Annotated in this window: 17 protein-coding genes; 3 read left to right on the forward strand and 14 right to left on the reverse strand. The window is 48.4% G+C overall.

What is annotated here, in order from left to right; all coding sequences use genetic code 11:
- Nucleotides 1–8: 8 nt before the first annotated feature.
- The 11 genes from AC4G47_RS21840 to AC4G47_RS21890 form a co-directional block, all read right to left on the reverse strand.
- Nucleotides 9–893, reverse strand: coding sequence for a serine/threonine-protein kinase (locus tag AC4G47_RS21840; RefSeq protein ID WP_491102616.1), 885 nt, complete (start codon nt 891–893; stop codon nt 9–11).
- Nucleotides 890–1,468 carry a GNAT family N-acetyltransferase gene (locus AC4G47_RS21845; RefSeq protein ID WP_491102617.1) on the reverse strand — a complete coding sequence of 193 codons (579 nt, stop codon included), beginning with the start codon at nt 1,466–1,468 and terminating at the stop codon, nt 890–892. The genes AC4G47_RS21840 and AC4G47_RS21845 overlap by 4 nt, the downstream gene beginning before the upstream one ends.
- Nucleotides 1,465–2,046 carry a DJ-1/PfpI family protein gene (locus AC4G47_RS21850; RefSeq protein ID WP_491102618.1) on the reverse strand — a complete coding sequence of 194 codons (582 nt, stop codon included), beginning with the start codon at nt 2,044–2,046 and terminating at the stop codon, nt 1,465–1,467. Before AC4G47_RS21850 ends, AC4G47_RS21845 begins: the two co-directional genes overlap by 4 nt.
- A gap of 67 nt (nt 2,047–2,113) precedes the next feature.
- Nucleotides 2,114–3,034 carry an SDR family oxidoreductase gene (locus tag AC4G47_RS21855; RefSeq protein WP_491102619.1) on the reverse strand — a complete coding sequence of 307 codons (921 nt, stop codon included), beginning with the start codon at nt 3,032–3,034 and terminating at the stop codon, nt 2,114–2,116.
- 65 nt (nt 3,035–3,099) lie between these two features.
- Nucleotides 3,100–4,428: a F390 synthetase-related protein gene (locus tag AC4G47_RS21860; protein ID WP_491102620.1), complete on the reverse strand. Its 1,329-nt coding sequence runs from the start codon at nt 4,426–4,428 to the stop codon at nt 3,100–3,102.
- Nucleotides 4,425–5,285: an MBL fold metallo-hydrolase gene (locus AC4G47_RS21865; RefSeq protein WP_491102621.1), complete on the reverse strand. Its 861-nt coding sequence runs from the start codon at nt 5,283–5,285 to the stop codon at nt 4,425–4,427. The genes AC4G47_RS21860 and AC4G47_RS21865 overlap by 4 nt, the downstream gene beginning before the upstream one ends.
- Nucleotides 5,279–6,274 carry an NAD-dependent epimerase/dehydratase family protein gene (locus AC4G47_RS21870; protein ID WP_491102622.1) on the reverse strand — a complete coding sequence of 332 codons (996 nt, stop codon included), beginning with the start codon at nt 6,272–6,274 and terminating at the stop codon, nt 5,279–5,281. The genes AC4G47_RS21865 and AC4G47_RS21870 overlap by 7 nt, the downstream gene beginning before the upstream one ends.
- Nucleotides 6,271–7,563: an ATP-grasp domain-containing protein gene (locus tag AC4G47_RS21875; RefSeq protein WP_491102623.1), complete on the reverse strand. Its 1,293-nt coding sequence runs from the start codon at nt 7,561–7,563 to the stop codon at nt 6,271–6,273. Before AC4G47_RS21875 ends, AC4G47_RS21870 begins: the two co-directional genes overlap by 4 nt.
- Entirely contained in the window at nt 7,553–8,554 is a 1,002-nt protein-coding gene (locus AC4G47_RS21880; RefSeq protein ID WP_491102625.1) for a beta-ketoacyl-ACP synthase III, read from the reverse strand. The genes AC4G47_RS21875 and AC4G47_RS21880 overlap by 11 nt, the downstream gene beginning before the upstream one ends.
- Before the next feature lie 116 nt (nt 8,555–8,670).
- Nucleotides 8,671–9,561: a TIGR01777 family oxidoreductase gene (locus AC4G47_RS21885; RefSeq protein ID WP_491102627.1), complete on the reverse strand. Its 891-nt coding sequence runs from the start codon at nt 9,559–9,561 to the stop codon at nt 8,671–8,673.
- 116 nt (nt 9,562–9,677) lie between these two features.
- On the reverse strand, nt 9,678–10,199 hold the full coding sequence (locus AC4G47_RS21890) for a hypothetical protein (RefSeq protein WP_491102629.1): 522 nt from the start codon (nt 10,197–10,199) through the stop codon (nt 9,678–9,680).
- A 167-nt stretch (nt 10,200–10,366) separates the two neighbouring features.
- On the opposite strand from AC4G47_RS21890, the gene AC4G47_RS21895 reads away from it, so the two are divergent.
- Together AC4G47_RS21895 and AC4G47_RS21900 are read left to right on the forward strand one after the other, a co-directional pair.
- Nucleotides 10,367–10,741: a BlaI/MecI/CopY family transcriptional regulator gene (locus AC4G47_RS21895; RefSeq protein ID WP_491102630.1), complete on the forward strand. Its 375-nt coding sequence runs from the start codon at nt 10,367–10,369 to the stop codon at nt 10,739–10,741.
- Nucleotides 10,742–10,747: 6 nt separating this feature from the next.
- Nucleotides 10,748–12,070, forward strand: coding sequence for a M56 family metallopeptidase (locus AC4G47_RS21900; protein WP_491102632.1), 1,323 nt, complete (start codon nt 10,748–10,750; stop codon nt 12,068–12,070).
- A 100-nt stretch (nt 12,071–12,170) separates the two neighbouring features.
- Here AC4G47_RS21900 and AC4G47_RS21905 read toward each other — a convergent pair whose 3' ends face one another.
- The 3 genes from AC4G47_RS21905 to AC4G47_RS21915 all read right to left on the reverse strand — a co-directional run bounded on the left by AC4G47_RS21905 (nt 12,171) and on the right by AC4G47_RS21915 (nt 13,917).
- Nucleotides 12,171–12,905, reverse strand: coding sequence for a YdcF family protein (locus tag AC4G47_RS21905; protein WP_491102633.1), 735 nt, complete (start codon nt 12,903–12,905; stop codon nt 12,171–12,173).
- A 49-nt stretch (nt 12,906–12,954) separates the two neighbouring features.
- Nucleotides 12,955–13,506 carry a nucleotidyltransferase family protein gene (locus tag AC4G47_RS21910; RefSeq protein WP_491102635.1) on the reverse strand — a complete coding sequence of 184 codons (552 nt, stop codon included), beginning with the start codon at nt 13,504–13,506 and terminating at the stop codon, nt 12,955–12,957.
- A 216-nt stretch (nt 13,507–13,722) separates the two neighbouring features.
- Nucleotides 13,723–13,917 (reverse strand): hypothetical protein, encoded by a 195-nt coding sequence (locus AC4G47_RS21915; protein ID WP_458125995.1) that lies wholly within the window; start codon nt 13,915–13,917, stop codon nt 13,723–13,725.
- A gap of 152 nt (nt 13,918–14,069) precedes the next feature.
- Here AC4G47_RS21915 and AC4G47_RS21920 point away from each other — a divergent pair, with 152 nt between their 5' ends.
- A complete protein-coding gene (locus tag AC4G47_RS21920; protein WP_491102636.1) occupies nt 14,070–14,600 on the forward strand; it encodes a TetR/AcrR family transcriptional regulator in 531 nt (176 codons plus the stop codon).
- Nucleotides 14,601–14,606 lie beyond the last annotated feature (6 nt).

The following is a 14,606-nucleotide window of genomic DNA, read 5'->3' on the forward strand; positions in this document are numbered from 1 at the left end:
CACTCCACTTATTCATCTTGCATCGCTGCTTGTTTCCAGGCCTCACCAAGTTCCGCAATCGTTGCGTACCGCTGGGACCGATCGGCGTTCACTGCACGCTTGGCAACCTGATACAATGCTTCTCCAACATCCCATCTCGCATAAGAACGATCTTTCTCCCCGCCAAGCAACCCGAACGCCATGGCTCCCATATTGAATACATTGGTAACCGCATCTATGGGTGCGCCTAGCTCAAACTCTTCGGGAGACATAAAGCGGGAAGACCCCCACATACGTCCCATGGTATTGGTAAAAGAGCCCTTCCGATACAGATCAATATCGCAAATTTTCATCAATTGTTTGTCAAAATCATAGATCAAACTGCCGTCATACAAATCAACAGCCACATAACCTCTCCGTTCCACCTCGATATGAAAATTCAGAATCTGCTCCATTGCCTGAATACGTGTCTGCACTGGGAGTTGTCTGAACCGATAGTAGGGCGAACGCGGATCTTCATATTTGGCCGGAGGCGGGAAATACCAGTGCGAGTGCAGACATTCCCCATCCACCCAATCGAAGACACAGGTATAGCCCTCATTCGTTGCAAAATGATCCGTTAGTCGAATCAACGTGTCATGCGCCAGATCCTCATAGACGGAAACAGATGATTTCAGATTACGAATGGCTTCCGGGGGACTTCCCGTATGATTCGCATGAATTGTATGTGCTCCCGCATACTTAACGAACAACTTATTTCCATCCTCCTGCACGATCCCGAAGCTAAGGTTCCCTGAATCCTGCTGATCGAATACGCGAAAGACCGTACCCAAGGGCTGTAACCAATCGAAAGAATGGGCTTCTTTTATGACAAACGAAACACCGTCGATCTCAAGTTCAACCTGATCTGTCATAGGACACCTCCTGTGTTAACATCATCATCCAATCTTGAGTGCTCTGTATAAAAGTAATTCATATGCGCCTCATCATATCCCTGACCATGGACTTCCAATGCGTTACGCTCGATGCCGTAGACTTCAAATCCATATCGCTCATATAAACGTCTGGCTGATTCATTCGTTGTCACTACACTCAGATTAATCTGCTTCATGTCCTCCAGATGCCTTCCCCGATCCAGAACCTCGCGGAGCAAGCGCGAAGCCAGCCCACATCCCCGATATTGCGGAGCTACATAGACACCCCAGATCATGCCTTTGTGCCTGAGTTTCAGGCCGTACTCCCTTTTGAAACCCATCATTCCCGCCAAGGTTCCTTCTTCTGTGTATGCTCCCAGAATATAATCATCCGGTTCATTATGTATGCGCTCCTGCACTTCACTCATGGGGAGTTGAATGGACAACTCGAACGAAGCCCCGAAGGCTTCAGGATGTGTTTTTAGTGCTTCCAGTCGCAAAGGCCAGTAGAGGTCTGCTTCATCCCGCTGAATATTGCGAATGATATAGGTCTCTTGCTTTCGATCTTTGCTCATTCTTCGACCACTCCCTGCATCTGATAAGGGTAATCGATCTGAAGTTTTACATTCGCTGCCGCTTCCTGTCCTGCAAGCAACCCAACAACGTAGATCCCCAGATCAATAGATGTTGCTACCCCACCGGCAGTAATTATATTTCCATCTTTTACAATCCGCTTCGGAATCACCTCAGCGGCATACGGCTGAAGCAGATCATATACCTGAGGATGTGTCGTTGCTTTTTTGCCGGATAAAAAACCAGCCGCACCCAGCAGCAAAGAGCCTGTGCACACCGAAACCTTCAAAGGCACAGACTCAGCCTGTCTCAGCCAGCCTACAAATGCCTCGTCATACCGCAGCTTACGCGTTCCCATGCCTCCCGGGATAAACACGAGATCATAATCCGCCAAGTCAGGCTTCACTCGGTCCACCTTCAACGTTAAACCAGACTCATCCGTGACCTGATCTGTCATTGCACAAGTTTCCCACGTCGTTCCTTTGGTTTGTTCAAAGAAATTCAACCGATTGATCACATCATAAAATCCTGCAAAGTCAAGAAAAGTCAGTCCATCAAACAAAACGAATGCAATTTTCATTGGTAACCTCCGTGATTTTTATTTCGTTGCTTTACGAACCTTATCACGTTCTATTGCTTCCTTACTTTTATCTTAATCCACGGGCGATGATCCGCTCCAGCCACTTCCACGGTAGCAGTGCTTTGCCTACGATGAGCACACGCGAACCTTTTCCGAGCGCATATCGAAGTCTAGGTGCACGCATCCGTGCAATTCGGCCGATCAGATCTGCCACTTCCTGTGGATCAGGTGCCGTCTCGCTCGCATGCTTGGAGTAACGAAGAACCGCATCCAGCTTATGCTTATATGGAGAGTGCTCGTTCCTATGAATCTCACCCAAACCTTTATTCCAGATCGGCGTACGATAGGCACCTGGCTCAACCAAAACGACCCGAACACCATACGAAGACATCTCATGCCGCAGACTTTCCGTGAATCCCTCCACAGCGAATTTGGAGGCAGCATAGGGCGCATATCCTGGAAAACCGGATAAACCGCTGACGCTGGACAAGTTAACAATTAACCCCTGCTTCTGTTCACGCATCCCAGGCAGGACGGCACGTGTCACAGCGATTAATCCAAACAGATTCGTTTCCATCTGGCGCCGCCAATCGTCCATCGATACTTCCTCAATGAACCCACCCACCGCAAATCCCGCATTGTTCACCAACAAGTCGATTCGTCCATTGGTTTGAAGAACGGTCCCCACAGCTTTCTGCACCGATTCAGCATCGGTCACATCCAGTTGCACATATTGCAAACGTTCGGTTATCCCCGCCTGTTCAGCCAGCCTTGCCAATTCTTCTTTCCGACTCAGGTCACGCATCGTAGCAACAACAAGATACCCCTGCTTGGCTAGAGTAATTGCGGTGAGCATACCGAAGCCACTGGAGGTACCCGTAATTAAAGCCACCGGAGCGTTCGCTCCTTCCTTGGTCTTCTTCACTACATCAAGACCCGTATTGATTCGTCCCTGCCCGTCCTCTGTTAAGTGTTCCTCTACTGTCACGGTGTGTCCTTCTTTCCTCGGTAAATTGCTTACTTCCGTTCCGACCTGTACCGCACGACTCCTGATTAATCCGCCACTCCATTATGCCGTCTCTCCACCCTGCGCAGCTTCGTGATTCCCGGTTCGAACGTATACGGAACGAATCTAACCTCAGGCAAAGTGCATTCGAGCCGCTCTCCCAGCTTTATCAGTTCCCGCAGTACATCAGGCTCAACCTGTTCCAGCACTGCGCTCCCGCCAAGCCGAAGGGATACTTCCATTGTCCCGTCTCCTTGCTGCACCACACGATAATGTTCAATATCCGGCGAAGCCGCAATGACTGAACGGGTGACAAAATCCGGAAAGACGGGTACCGCCTCACCCGTATGCAGTTGTGAAAAATAAAGCGTGTCATCACAGCGGCCTTCAATCCGCTCAATGGCGGTAAACGGAGAACCACAGGCACATGGCATCGCTGCTTCCGTCAGAATATCATTCAGTCGATACCGGATGATCGGCTGTGATGTTCTGGAGAAGTCCGTAATAATGGGCACGAACCGCCGGGTGGCGGGATCAATGAACTCTTTTTCAATATGAACGATGTCTTCATTCAAATGCAGTGTGCCATAACGACAGGTGGCTCCAAGGAAACCTTCTGTGCACTGGTAGACTTGATGAACGGTCTGTCCGAAGACCTGTTCCAGCACCTTGCGATCCAAGGGGTCCAGCACTTCGGCAACAGAGATGATTTTATCCGGTACAGCGGTCAAATCGCCGGCCACATAAGCATCCGCCAACATGCGCAGCATGGATGGAGGAGCTACCCACACGGTAGGTTGGTACGTTTCAAGTCGCTTCACCAAGGTATCCACACGCTCCAGCAGATCAAAGTACTGGAACTGCAACTTGCCACGCTGCACCGATTCATACAGATTACTATTGGCCCGCAGGAAAAATGCAATCTTGGCAGGTTTCCACAGTCCACCAGGCAACAGCTTAGCCAGCACCGTGCCGGTCCAAGCGTCCTGCTCCCGATCACTCACCAAAAATATCCCCCGGTTCCCTGACGTACCCGAAGACAGTCCAACCGTCACCCCTTGAATGGAAGGTTTGAAATCACGTGTTTCTTCACTTTCGCCTGCAAGAGCCAGCGCTTCATCTTTGGTAATGCCCACCGTGTTCAATGTATCGAAATGTTGCATCATGATCGATTTGTCAATCAACGGAAATCTTCTCCAGTCGGATGCGTCCACGTCCCCCCACCACTTCCGGTAAAACGGAGATCGGGCACGGACCTGATGGACATGCCGAATAATCCGTCGTTCTTGCCAGCGCTCAAGTTGTTCTCGCGTTTTCCACTTTCTCAGCCCACGTGCGAGAGCATAGTGAAGCACTATACGAAGGGTATTGCTCATCGTTTCTGCCCTCCTGTACCCCAAGCGTCCAGTACCTCTCGGCAATGACTTGGCACAATACGAATGTGGGGAAACTGCTGATGCAGCCGAACTAGTCGGTCAAAGTTTCGTCCATACTCATGTCGATCCGACATAATGATTCCAGCGAGTATATTCGGTCTACGCCTTTCACGAAAAGCTCGACTCGACCACACCGCGTCCGCGCACAGGAAATAGTCATGTTCTTCCGTATGCAGCAGGAGTCCCATCATACCTTCCGCATGACCGGATACATCCACCCCCAGCAGGCTGCCATCGCCAAAGATATCGTAGACCTCATCAAAAGGGAACTCTTCCCCCGCTCCCGTCCAACGCTCAGGCTGACGTGTAACAGGCAATGATCTGGCCGCAAAATCCTCGGGCAACAGTCCAGCAAGAAAACCTGCCCTTACAGCCGCAATCGGACCGAGTGAGCGCACAGCATCATAGGCTCTTGGCAGATAGATGAATTGTGCCTCCAGGAAGTCTCGTACACCCGCGATGTGATCGCCGTGAAAATGTGAGAGGATGATATAGCGAATATCCGTAGCTTTCAGTCCAATTCGAGCCAGAAGATGAACGGCACTGTCCGCTTCACGATAGACCACAGGCGTAATATGACGATACAGTGCGTTAGGCAGATGAGCCGTTTCCTCAAAAAAACGGGAACTATAACCCGTGTCCAGCAGGATCGGTCCATGTACGGGATGAATGATGCAGGCAAATCCTGCCGGGAAAGGCACCGGGCTCAATCGACCACCGCGCAGCGTCAGAAACTCTGGATGTGTGCAGTAACCCGCCGCACCCAGATATAATTCTACCGGAGTTGTCGTCAGCATGATTCAGCCCTCCACCAGTCTGCAAATTGTTGCAAACCCTCTTCAATGGATACCCGAGGGACGTACCCCAATTGCTCCCGTGCATCTGTAATATCCAACGTCTGTGGAATAGATAAGGAGCCAACGGTATACCTCGTTAATGGAGGTTCACCCAACACAGGAATAAAGCCATGAACTCGCTCCAGCAATGCTGCCGCTCCATATGCCGTCCGATAAGGAATGTTTCGACGATGCAAAGGCATATTCAGCATGCCAAACAGGCTGCTTACCAACTCACTGAATGCCCTCGGATCTCCATTGGAGATATTGTAAGCTCTACCAAGTGCTTCTGTTGAGGCATCGCGGCACAATAATAAGGCATCCACCACATTATCCACACATGTCAGATCGATTAATGCCTGTCCATCACCGATCATGGGCACGCCCGATTTCGCGTTTGCTGTGACAATCCTGGGAAATAACGTCTGATCATACGGACCAAAGATGGCTCGCGGTCGAATGATGATCGACGGAAGCCCCTTCGCATGCCCCTCCATTACAACCTGCTCAGCAAGAAGCTTCGAAGCTGCATAATGATTGGCTGGTTTGGATGGCAACGGGTCATTCTCATGTACGTTATAACGCGGTATGTAGTTAAAATATATACTTGGAGTCGAGACATGTATGAATCGCTGTATCTCATTATGCAGGCAGCCATCCATGAGGTTTTGTGTGCCTTGTACATTACTGCTATAAAAGTCACGATATTTACCCCATGGCGATGATAGTGCCGCACAGTGAAACACCATATCTTGTCCTGCACAAGCTTCGTTTACTGCTGCCTTATCACGTATATCTCCATTGAGGAATCGGATTCCTGCCGATTCAAGTGCTGCACCAACCTTTAACTGTCGGCCCATACCAGTTACTTCCCAACCCTCTTTTGCAAGTCGTATCGCGAGGTGTCTACCCAGACATCCCGTAGCTCCTGTAACCAATGCCCTTTTCATTGTTGTTCACCGTTCCATTCTATGTCGTGAGTCAAAGCTTCAGTCAGCGAGATCTTCTGCGATCTTGCCAGATGCCAGGCGGCCAACACCACTCCGAATTGTTCAAATATTGGCTGGATATCCTGTCGCATATAGACCACATCCCTGGCTCCACGCCACGCAGCTATCCATGCACGGAGCTTCCCTTTACCTAAGATCTGCTTCACACCACTTCCCAGCATAGGGAGCATCAACATCGCTTTACTGGCGCTTGAGGGCGTGATCATTTTTCTTTCTTTGATCAACGTCTCCGGTTCAGTCAGTGCACGTACCAAATCTTCTCCGGAGTGAAACAGATGAATCCCACTCGTCGCCCTCGGATTACACTCAATCGCGTATACTCGCCTATCCTGACCTTCTATAAAATCAAACCCAATCTGTCCACTAAAACCCGTTGCCTCAACAAATTGTCTCACCCACGCAAGGGCACCCTCATGTTCCACCTGTTCAAAAAAGACACTGGCTCCCGCGCTACCTGTACGATAGCGGCTGTCGTAAGTGGCATGTGCAACCAGTTGCCCTTCATGCGCTATGCTGTATGTACATAACATCTGACCAGGAATATAGGCCTGGGCAACCCAAGGCGAAGCAAAGGATAATTGCCCGTGTTCCGGAGGGTCGTTTCGGAAATGTCGTTGATTCTTATGGCTTACATCCCATTGCTGATCATTCCCTGCCCCAGTGTCATAGGTCATGAGTCTCGGCATGCGTACTTTTGCGGCAAAGCGGGAATACACCGGTTTCCATACCCAATTCCCTACCGTTTGCAGAACAGACTGAGTTTCAATCCATTCCTGCTTATTATTGATCAGGCGTGTATCCGGAACCGAGAGGCCGAGTGATTCTGCAAGCTGGATAAAGTTATATTTATGGTGCAGCTTATGCAGCTGTTCCAGAGTCGTAACCAGAACATGGCAATATGTACGCAGTCTTTCTGCCCCTTGAGCAACATAGAAGACTTCTTCACACATCGGAATCAACAGATCGATCTGCCAATCCTGAACCAACCGTTCCAGTTCCGCCAGATATGCACATGTGTCATGACGCGGCGATGGGACCACAGCGCACTGTTCCACTGCACCCGATGATCGGGTCAGATGCCGTGCTGCACTCTCCGCAACATACACTTGGTGACCTGCCCGATGGAGCATACGTGCCAGGTCAAGCGTTACAGGAGCCCTTCCGCCGGTAAGCAACACACGGAGAGAAGCAGATGCACGATGTCCGGTTCCCTCAGATCTAGTAATCAAAAATGAGTCCTCCCAATGATAATCCGGCTGCCGTGCCAATCATAAGCACTCGATCCCCCCGCTGGATTCGCTGCTGCTTAATCGCTTCATGTAGCCCCATTGGGATGGAGGCCGCAATCGTATTGCCGTGATTTCGTGTAATGTCCATAAACCGATCTCCAGCAATATTGAGCTTCTTACGGATCAGTCTCATCGCCATCGCACTCCCCTGGTGGGGAATAACCAATTGGAAATCCTCCATCTGATTGCCCGTCGCCTGTAACATATCGCCGATAAATCCGGGCAGGAGTCTGGAAGCCATGCGGAAGATGGCCTGTCCATCCATATGAAATAGGTAGGGCTCAGGCTGATCTGCCTTGTAATTAGAAGCATGTAGCCGTGTACCCCCACCTGCAATCTCTGAGAAGCGAGCACCTCGGCTGTAGGTTCGAAGTGACGCATGTATGATCTGCGACGATGATCCCTCAGGCGAGCGCTCAATAATGACGGCCGCCGCTCCATCACCGAACAGGGCCGCACTCTCTTTATCAGACCAATTCAATCCGGCCGAGGCAATCTCAGTCGCTACGAGTAGTACTCGCTGGTAACGTCCGGCATCTACCATATAGGAGATTACATCCAGTCCGTTCAGGAAACTCAGGCACGTTGCATCCATATCGAAGGCGGGTATGCCCGAATCTTGCTGTCCCATGGCCTGCTGGATAAACACCGCTGTACTTGGCAACGGTTGTTCCTTCGTGCCACTGGTGCACACCAGGCAGTCGATATCCCCGAATTGCAGTCCTGCATCCGCAAGTGCAGCTTCCGCAGCACGCGCGCCCATGAACGAGGAGGTTTCTTCGCCAGAGGCATAATGGCGTACACCTACGCCTGTTGCTTTGCTGACCCATCCGGCAGGCACGCCCAAGCGGCGATCCAGTTCCTCATCGGTGATTTCCTTTTCAGGCAGGTACTTCCCTGTTCCCGCGATTCTTACTCTTCTAAGTTGCATTTCCCCAACCTCTTTCTGTTCATCTGACTGATTAATAGTAGAAGCATTAAAATATATAATAAAAGGGCAGATGCCTCTGCCCTTCCTGTTGTGTTTTCTTTTGTTATTAAGTGCTGTCATTTCTTCTTATTCAAAATCTCGGCAAGTGCCGCATCTAGCGTACCGTATGTGAAAGTGAAGCCTTCCCTCTCCAATCGCTCAGGAATGACCCAACGACTTTTGAGAACCAGTTCCGTCTCGGTCTGAATGAAGCGTGCACCCAGTTCAAGCATCCAGCGAGGAGAAGGCAATCCGATTCGAACACCCATCTGCTCTCTCAGGCTCGCCATCAGCTCCCGATTCGTAACCGGATGGGGTGAGGAAGCATTGAACACACCATTCAGTTGCGGATGCTCCTGCAGGTAGATCACCATACGGAACAGATCCTCGATATGAATCCAGCTGAACTGCTGTGTTCCTGCGCCTTGCGATCCCCCTAAGCCAAAACGGACCAGGTTCGTCATGGGCACCATCACACCGCCCTCACCCAGCACTATAGCAATCCGCAGTGCAATCTGACGCGTAGATGGCAGACTGAATTCAAAGAAAGCCTGTTCCCACGCCTTGCCCACGTCGACCGAGAATCCGGAGCCAATCTCGCCCTCTTTTTCCGTCATGGGACGATCTTCAGCATGTCTGTATATGGTTGCTGTACTCGAATTAATCCATAGTTCGGGAGGACGGTTACAAACCAAGACGGACTCGCCAAGAATACGTGTTGTACGGGTTCTGGATTCCAGAATGACTTTGCGATTCTCATCCGTATAACGGCAGTTCACCGATTTACCTGCCAGGTTAATCAACACTTCTGCTTCTTCCAGTGCCTCAATGATCCCTGCACGATCTTCCCACGCAATATGACCGGGCTGACGCGAGATGATCAGCACTTCATAACCCAGCTTCCTGAACCTTTGGACAAAATCCTGTCCGACAAATCCCGTTCCACCAGCCAATACAACCTTCTTCACGGTATCCCCTCATTTCCCATACTGGGTAAAGAATTCGCAAGATATAGATTGGAATGCTTCTATGCATGCATAATGCCTATATAAGAATAAACACCGCCAGTGACCATTTGGTTTGATTAATTCGCACCCAGAGCTGCGTACAAGCGATCCCGCTCTTCGATAGCCCATGCATTTGCAGGGTTCTGCTCCAATTGATATCGGAGTTCATCATAAAAGTCATGGATCATGAATCCGTCTGGCAAATTGCCAAGCATGGCGGTAAAGTTGTACTCCGGCAGTGTTCTCTTTCCTTCACTGACCTGCTTCAGCCAGTCCATCCACTTCGCAAGAGTAAGCACTTCCTCCTGCCATAACTCGGCTTGTAACCCAAGCGCATCCTGAAGCTGCTCGTACGCCATTGGATCATCAAAGGCCCGGCAGGCCTGAACAGCCAGTTCATACAGCTCGGTCACTGCACGACGTACCTCATGCTCAAGTACGATCTCCAATCCTGCCATGTAATCCTGAACTTGAATACTCTGTCCATCATCATATAGTAGCGGTGCCTGGGCCAACAGGCGTACAATCTCTTCCATCTCTTGCATTGAAACTTTCTTCTGCTCATAAAGAGCAGGTAATTGATATGCTGTAATGATCATTCACTCCTACATCGTTCTTCTATTAATGACGTATATTATAGCATGGTTTGGCAATCACCTATCAGGATAACTTGACTATCCACTACGAGTTGTAGTAGTTTATACGTACTACGTAGTGTAGTAATACAATCGTTATGGACGCATAACGATGTTAAGGAGTGTTCACGGTGAACCAGATTCAAAAATTATCCGAAACAGAAATGGAGTTAATGGTCGTTATATGGTCAAGCGCTCCACCCGTCACCTCGACAGAACTATTAGACATATTTGCTGAGAAGGGGAAAGCGTGGAAAGCACAGACCATGTCTACCTTTATGTCAAGGTTGGTGGATAAAGGCGCCCTTACCGTTACGAGACGTGGACGGACCAATTATTATGAGCCTCTTCTAAAGCCCGAAGATTACAAATTACAGGAAACGCAGCATGTTCTTGATGGACTCTATCAGGGTTCAGTCAAAAATTTGGTTTCGGCCATGTATGACGGTGACAAGCTTTCAGACGATGACATTTCAGAACTGAAAAAATGGCTTTCGGAAAAGTAGGTGCAGATGATGAACATCCTTTTTGAAATTCTGTGCAGCCTGACCGTGGCTGGAAGTATCGTTGCCGTTTGTATTTTGGCACTGCGACTCATACCCGTATCTGTTTTTCCGACCAAGTGGCTCTACAGACTCGGTAAACTGGCTCTCTTGTTTTATCTTTTCCCGGTATCTCTCGGCCTTTCATGGCTTTTGGATATTGCATTCCAAACGACATCAACTAAACCGGGTACGGAGAATGCAGCAGTTTCGGGTTTACTTGCAGGAACACTTATCCCGGTACAAACCATTTCTGTAACCACAGCCTGGTTCTTGTTATGCATATGGGGCATTGGAGTCATTGGTTTTTCTGCATGGCAGTTGTACTGTTATCGGAAATTTCTGAATGAATTATCTCGTACACGTACCCCAGTCCTTCGTCATAGTGAAGCAGCTATACAGCTACCATTAATCAAAGAGGCTTTGGGTGTCAAAAGCAATATCACGCTTGCGCACAGCACCATAGTACGAAGCCCTATACTGGTTGGTTTTTTTAAACCAACGATATATCTTCCACCAGAAAATATGGTTAAGATGGACATCAGCATGGTAATTCATCATGAATTGGTGCATCTGAAACATAGAGATCTGTGGGTCAAGGCCTTTACCTTGGGAGTTAGTGCCCTGCACTGGTTCAATCCTCTGATTCATATGATTCGACGGGACATTCATAGCTGGAGCGAATTAGCCTGTGATGAAGATGTGGTGAAAGAGATGTCGCATGAAGAGCGCAGACGATATGGTGAGACGATTTTAAATGTGATGGCGGGATCCCAGCGTATACCTGCGCAATTTTGTTCATCCCTGTCCGGCGAAGGAAAACAATTAAAAAGGAGATTGATGATCATGTTTAATGTAAAGAAACTGCAAAAGAAACACTGGATGCTAAGTGTAGGCGCCCTATTGCTTATTACAGGAGTAAGTACGTCCACCGCAGTATGGGCATCAAATAATACGGTTAAGGTGGAGGCCAAGGTATCTGAAGCTGTGCCTGTTCCTTTGGTACCTGAAACTCCTGAGATCGTATCTTCTCCCTATAAAGCTGGGGTTTCCGTAGCCGTAACTGCTCCCTCTCCTTCCGAAACTCCTGAAATCGTAGCTCTCCCTTCCGAGGCTGAAGTTTCCGAAGCTGTGCCAGTTCCGTCTGCTACTGTACCTTCTACTACTGAACCTTCTGAGGCTAAAGTTGTAGAATCAGCCACTGTTCCTTTTACGGGTAAATCTCCTGAAATCGTAGCCGTCCCTTCAGAGGCCCAGGTCACCGAAGCTGTACCTGTTCCTTCAGAAAAATAACCTATCTTTAAGGAGTAATAGCCATCCTTATATGAAAACAGGATGAAGCATAGATCATAGATCTCCGCTTCGTCCTGTTTTCGTTTTTCTGTCATGTACATTAGATAAACGTTTTGATCGTAGCAAAATATTCACGGATCATGTTGATGGGTTTCAAATATCCCGGTGACGGGGCCGATATGCCGTATTCTGCCGCATAACCGTTCTTGGCAGCGATATATTTGGAACGAAACATATGATAGTCACTGGTGACGATCATGATCTCCGGGTGCTCCAACCCGGATTCAAGAATGATTTTTTTGGAAAAGGCCATATTCTCCTGTGTGCTTGTGGAACGATCTTCCATAATCACTTGGGTGGGGCTAATCCCTTGTTCAATCAGATAGTTTTTCATCGCGAGCGCTTCAGGAATGGATTCTCCAGGTCCTTGCCCACCCGATACAATGACAGGTGTCTGAGGATGACTGCGAATGTAGTCTAGACTGGCATCTAACCTTTGTTTTAGAGTCAATGACAATTCCGTTCCCCGGATGCCTGAACCCAGAATAATGACATAGTCCGCCTCTTCCGGATCATTCGCACCAAGCTGTGTAAATACAAGCGCTTCAATAATGACAAAAGAGACGGCAACCACGCCAAATCCGGTAAGGATAATCCGTTTCAGAATAACATGCTTCTGATAGTCGATCCGCCTTAGTACGATAAAAGCCACCGTGATCATTCCGAATAACATAACTGGGAATCTTTGGCCCCAAAAGACCAAAAACGCCACAAAACATGCCAACAGAACAAGATCAATGATCAGTCCATTTTTTTGTAAGAACTTTTTTATCAAATCCGTAGACACTCCTTCTTGTACCACAATTCCTCAAATCACTTATTATTCAAGCAGTTATTATCATTAGTTTCGGCCATTGTTCCTGCCAGCACTTCTTTTGTACGCGCTGATTGTAATAATCAGTATCCGTGAAGAACGGACTTTTGCGGACCACGAGGTGATACAGATCATACAAACCATGCGGAGCACAGATGTTCACCTGATCCTCTTCATCCAACTGTACTCCTATGGCAGTCACAACTTCTGGCCAATAACGAAGAGCATCTTCAGTAGAACGATAAGGAACTGTGCCATTGCGCAGATGCATTCTCGCCTGGTTTTTGACCGACCACTTTGAATTGCCAGTCTCCTCACGAAGCTGTTGTTCAAGCTGTATGTCTCGCTCCTCACGCAAGTCTTGCGCATCATAATAGACAACATCAATATCGCTATGAAGTTCACGAAGATCATATCCATGAAGGACATCCCAGATATAATTACGAATATATCCTGCACCTATGTAACATTGAGGCAATTGCAGACTTCGAACTCGTCGCAGGTCGTGCATTAATTCCTCGTGCTCCATAATCGCTTGAACGAATTTCTCCTCATGCAACATATCTTGCCCCTCCTGCGGTTCACCTTATTGGCCTCTTATAGAGATAAACCCTCGTTCCAATATATCATGTTTACCTAGCTACAATAAAATGAAAAACGCTCGAACATCCTCTGTACTACTTCGAATTTCTGAACAATCACATACAAAATAACCCATAAACAGCTTCGGTTATCCGAGTGTTTACGGGCTAAAGTTATGAGTTGAAACGGTTAAAATTTATTTAATCGGTATCCAGATTTGTGGCGGCTGATTGGGACCAGGGTATACTTCCAGCTCCGGCATATACGCGTGCTCATAAGGATTGGATGGAAAGCATTGATCCACAACGACACCGAGTAACCCTGGAATATCCCCATTGTTCAGTTCAAATAAACGATCTTCTGTACCGCTCGTCCATACTTCCTGCCACATCTTCCCGATCCCTTGCAGATGTTCCCCCTCTGCATATGGGAATGTAGTTCATATAACCCCTGCTCACAAAATTTGACAATGTAAACGATTTACTATAGCCTTTGGGTATAATGATCGTTCTATCTTATTTTGAAGGGAGAGTATCACTGATCATGAGCAGCAAAAAGGAAATGCTGTTGAACGTGGCTGAAGAATTGTTCTACCTTCACGGCTTCCATTCCATTGGCTTGAAGCGGATTATCACGGATGCCGGAATCGCGATTATGACGCTATACAATCACTTTGAGTCCAAGGATGATCTCATTGTCCAGGTACTCTTGCGGCGCGAACAGCGTTATTTAGAACAGCTCAGGCAATATGCAGACAATAAATCAAAACCCATGTTCCTCAATCTGGCTGAAGGCCATGCACGCTGGCTGAAGGAACACGAATCAAGAGGGTGCTTATTTTTACGAGCCAAAGAAGAATTCGGAGGTCATGCAGACCATATCATCGTCCAGACAGTAAATGCGCATAAAAGACATATGAGAACTTTAATCCAAACATTGGCGCCTGCTGCAAGTGATCGGGATCTATTGCGATTCTCCCTGCTGCTGGAGGGTTCCACGGCACTTGCCGAGACAGAAAATGTAAATAACGTCTGCCTCGAACTGATCCATATGACGCAAACCAGTTTCAAATAAAGCTAT

It is taken from the genome of Paenibacillus sp. Negev47 (assembly GCF_058313655.1).

What these genes read in the sequence shown, in the direction of transcription:
- AC4G47_RS21840 (WP_491102616.1), bottom strand. Translation starts at nt 893, where the DNA reads ATGACAGATCAGGTTGAACTTGAGATCGACGGTGTTTCGTTTGTCATA.
- AC4G47_RS21845 (WP_491102617.1), bottom strand. Translation starts at nt 1,468, where the DNA reads ATGAGCAAAGATCGAAAGCAAGAGACCTATATCATTCGCAATATTCAG.
- AC4G47_RS21850 (WP_491102618.1), bottom strand. Translation starts at nt 2,046, where the DNA reads ATGAAAATTGCATTCGTTTTGTTTGATGGACTGACTTTTCTTGACTTT.
- AC4G47_RS21860 (WP_491102620.1), bottom strand. Translation starts at nt 4,428, where the DNA reads ATGAGCAATACCCTTCGTATAGTGCTTCACTATGCTCTCGCACGTGGG.
- AC4G47_RS21865 (WP_491102621.1), bottom strand. Translation starts at nt 5,285, where the DNA reads ATGCTGACGACAACTCCGGTAGAATTATATCTGGGTGCGGCGGGTTAC.
- AC4G47_RS21870 (WP_491102622.1), bottom strand. Translation starts at nt 6,274, where the DNA reads ATGAAAAGGGCATTGGTTACAGGAGCTACGGGATGTCTGGGTAGACAC.
- AC4G47_RS21880 (WP_491102625.1), bottom strand. Translation starts at nt 8,554, where the DNA reads ATGCAACTTAGAAGAGTAAGAATCGCGGGAACAGGGAAGTACCTGCCT.
- AC4G47_RS21890 (WP_491102629.1), bottom strand. Translation starts at nt 10,199, where the DNA reads ATGATCATTACAGCATATCAATTACCTGCTCTTTATGAGCAGAAGAAA.
- AC4G47_RS21900 (WP_491102632.1), top strand. Translation starts at nt 10,748, where the DNA reads ATGATGAACATCCTTTTTGAAATTCTGTGCAGCCTGACCGTGGCTGGA.
- AC4G47_RS21910 (WP_491102635.1), bottom strand. Translation starts at nt 13,506, where the DNA reads ATGTTGCATGAGGAGAAATTCGTTCAAGCGATTATGGAGCACGAGGAA.
- AC4G47_RS21915 (WP_458125995.1), bottom strand. Translation starts at nt 13,917, where the DNA reads ATGTGGCAGGAAGTATGGACGAGCGGTACAGAAGATCGTTTATTTGAA.
- AC4G47_RS21920 (WP_491102636.1), top strand. Translation starts at nt 14,070, where the DNA reads ATGAGCAGCAAAAAGGAAATGCTGTTGAACGTGGCTGAAGAATTGTTC.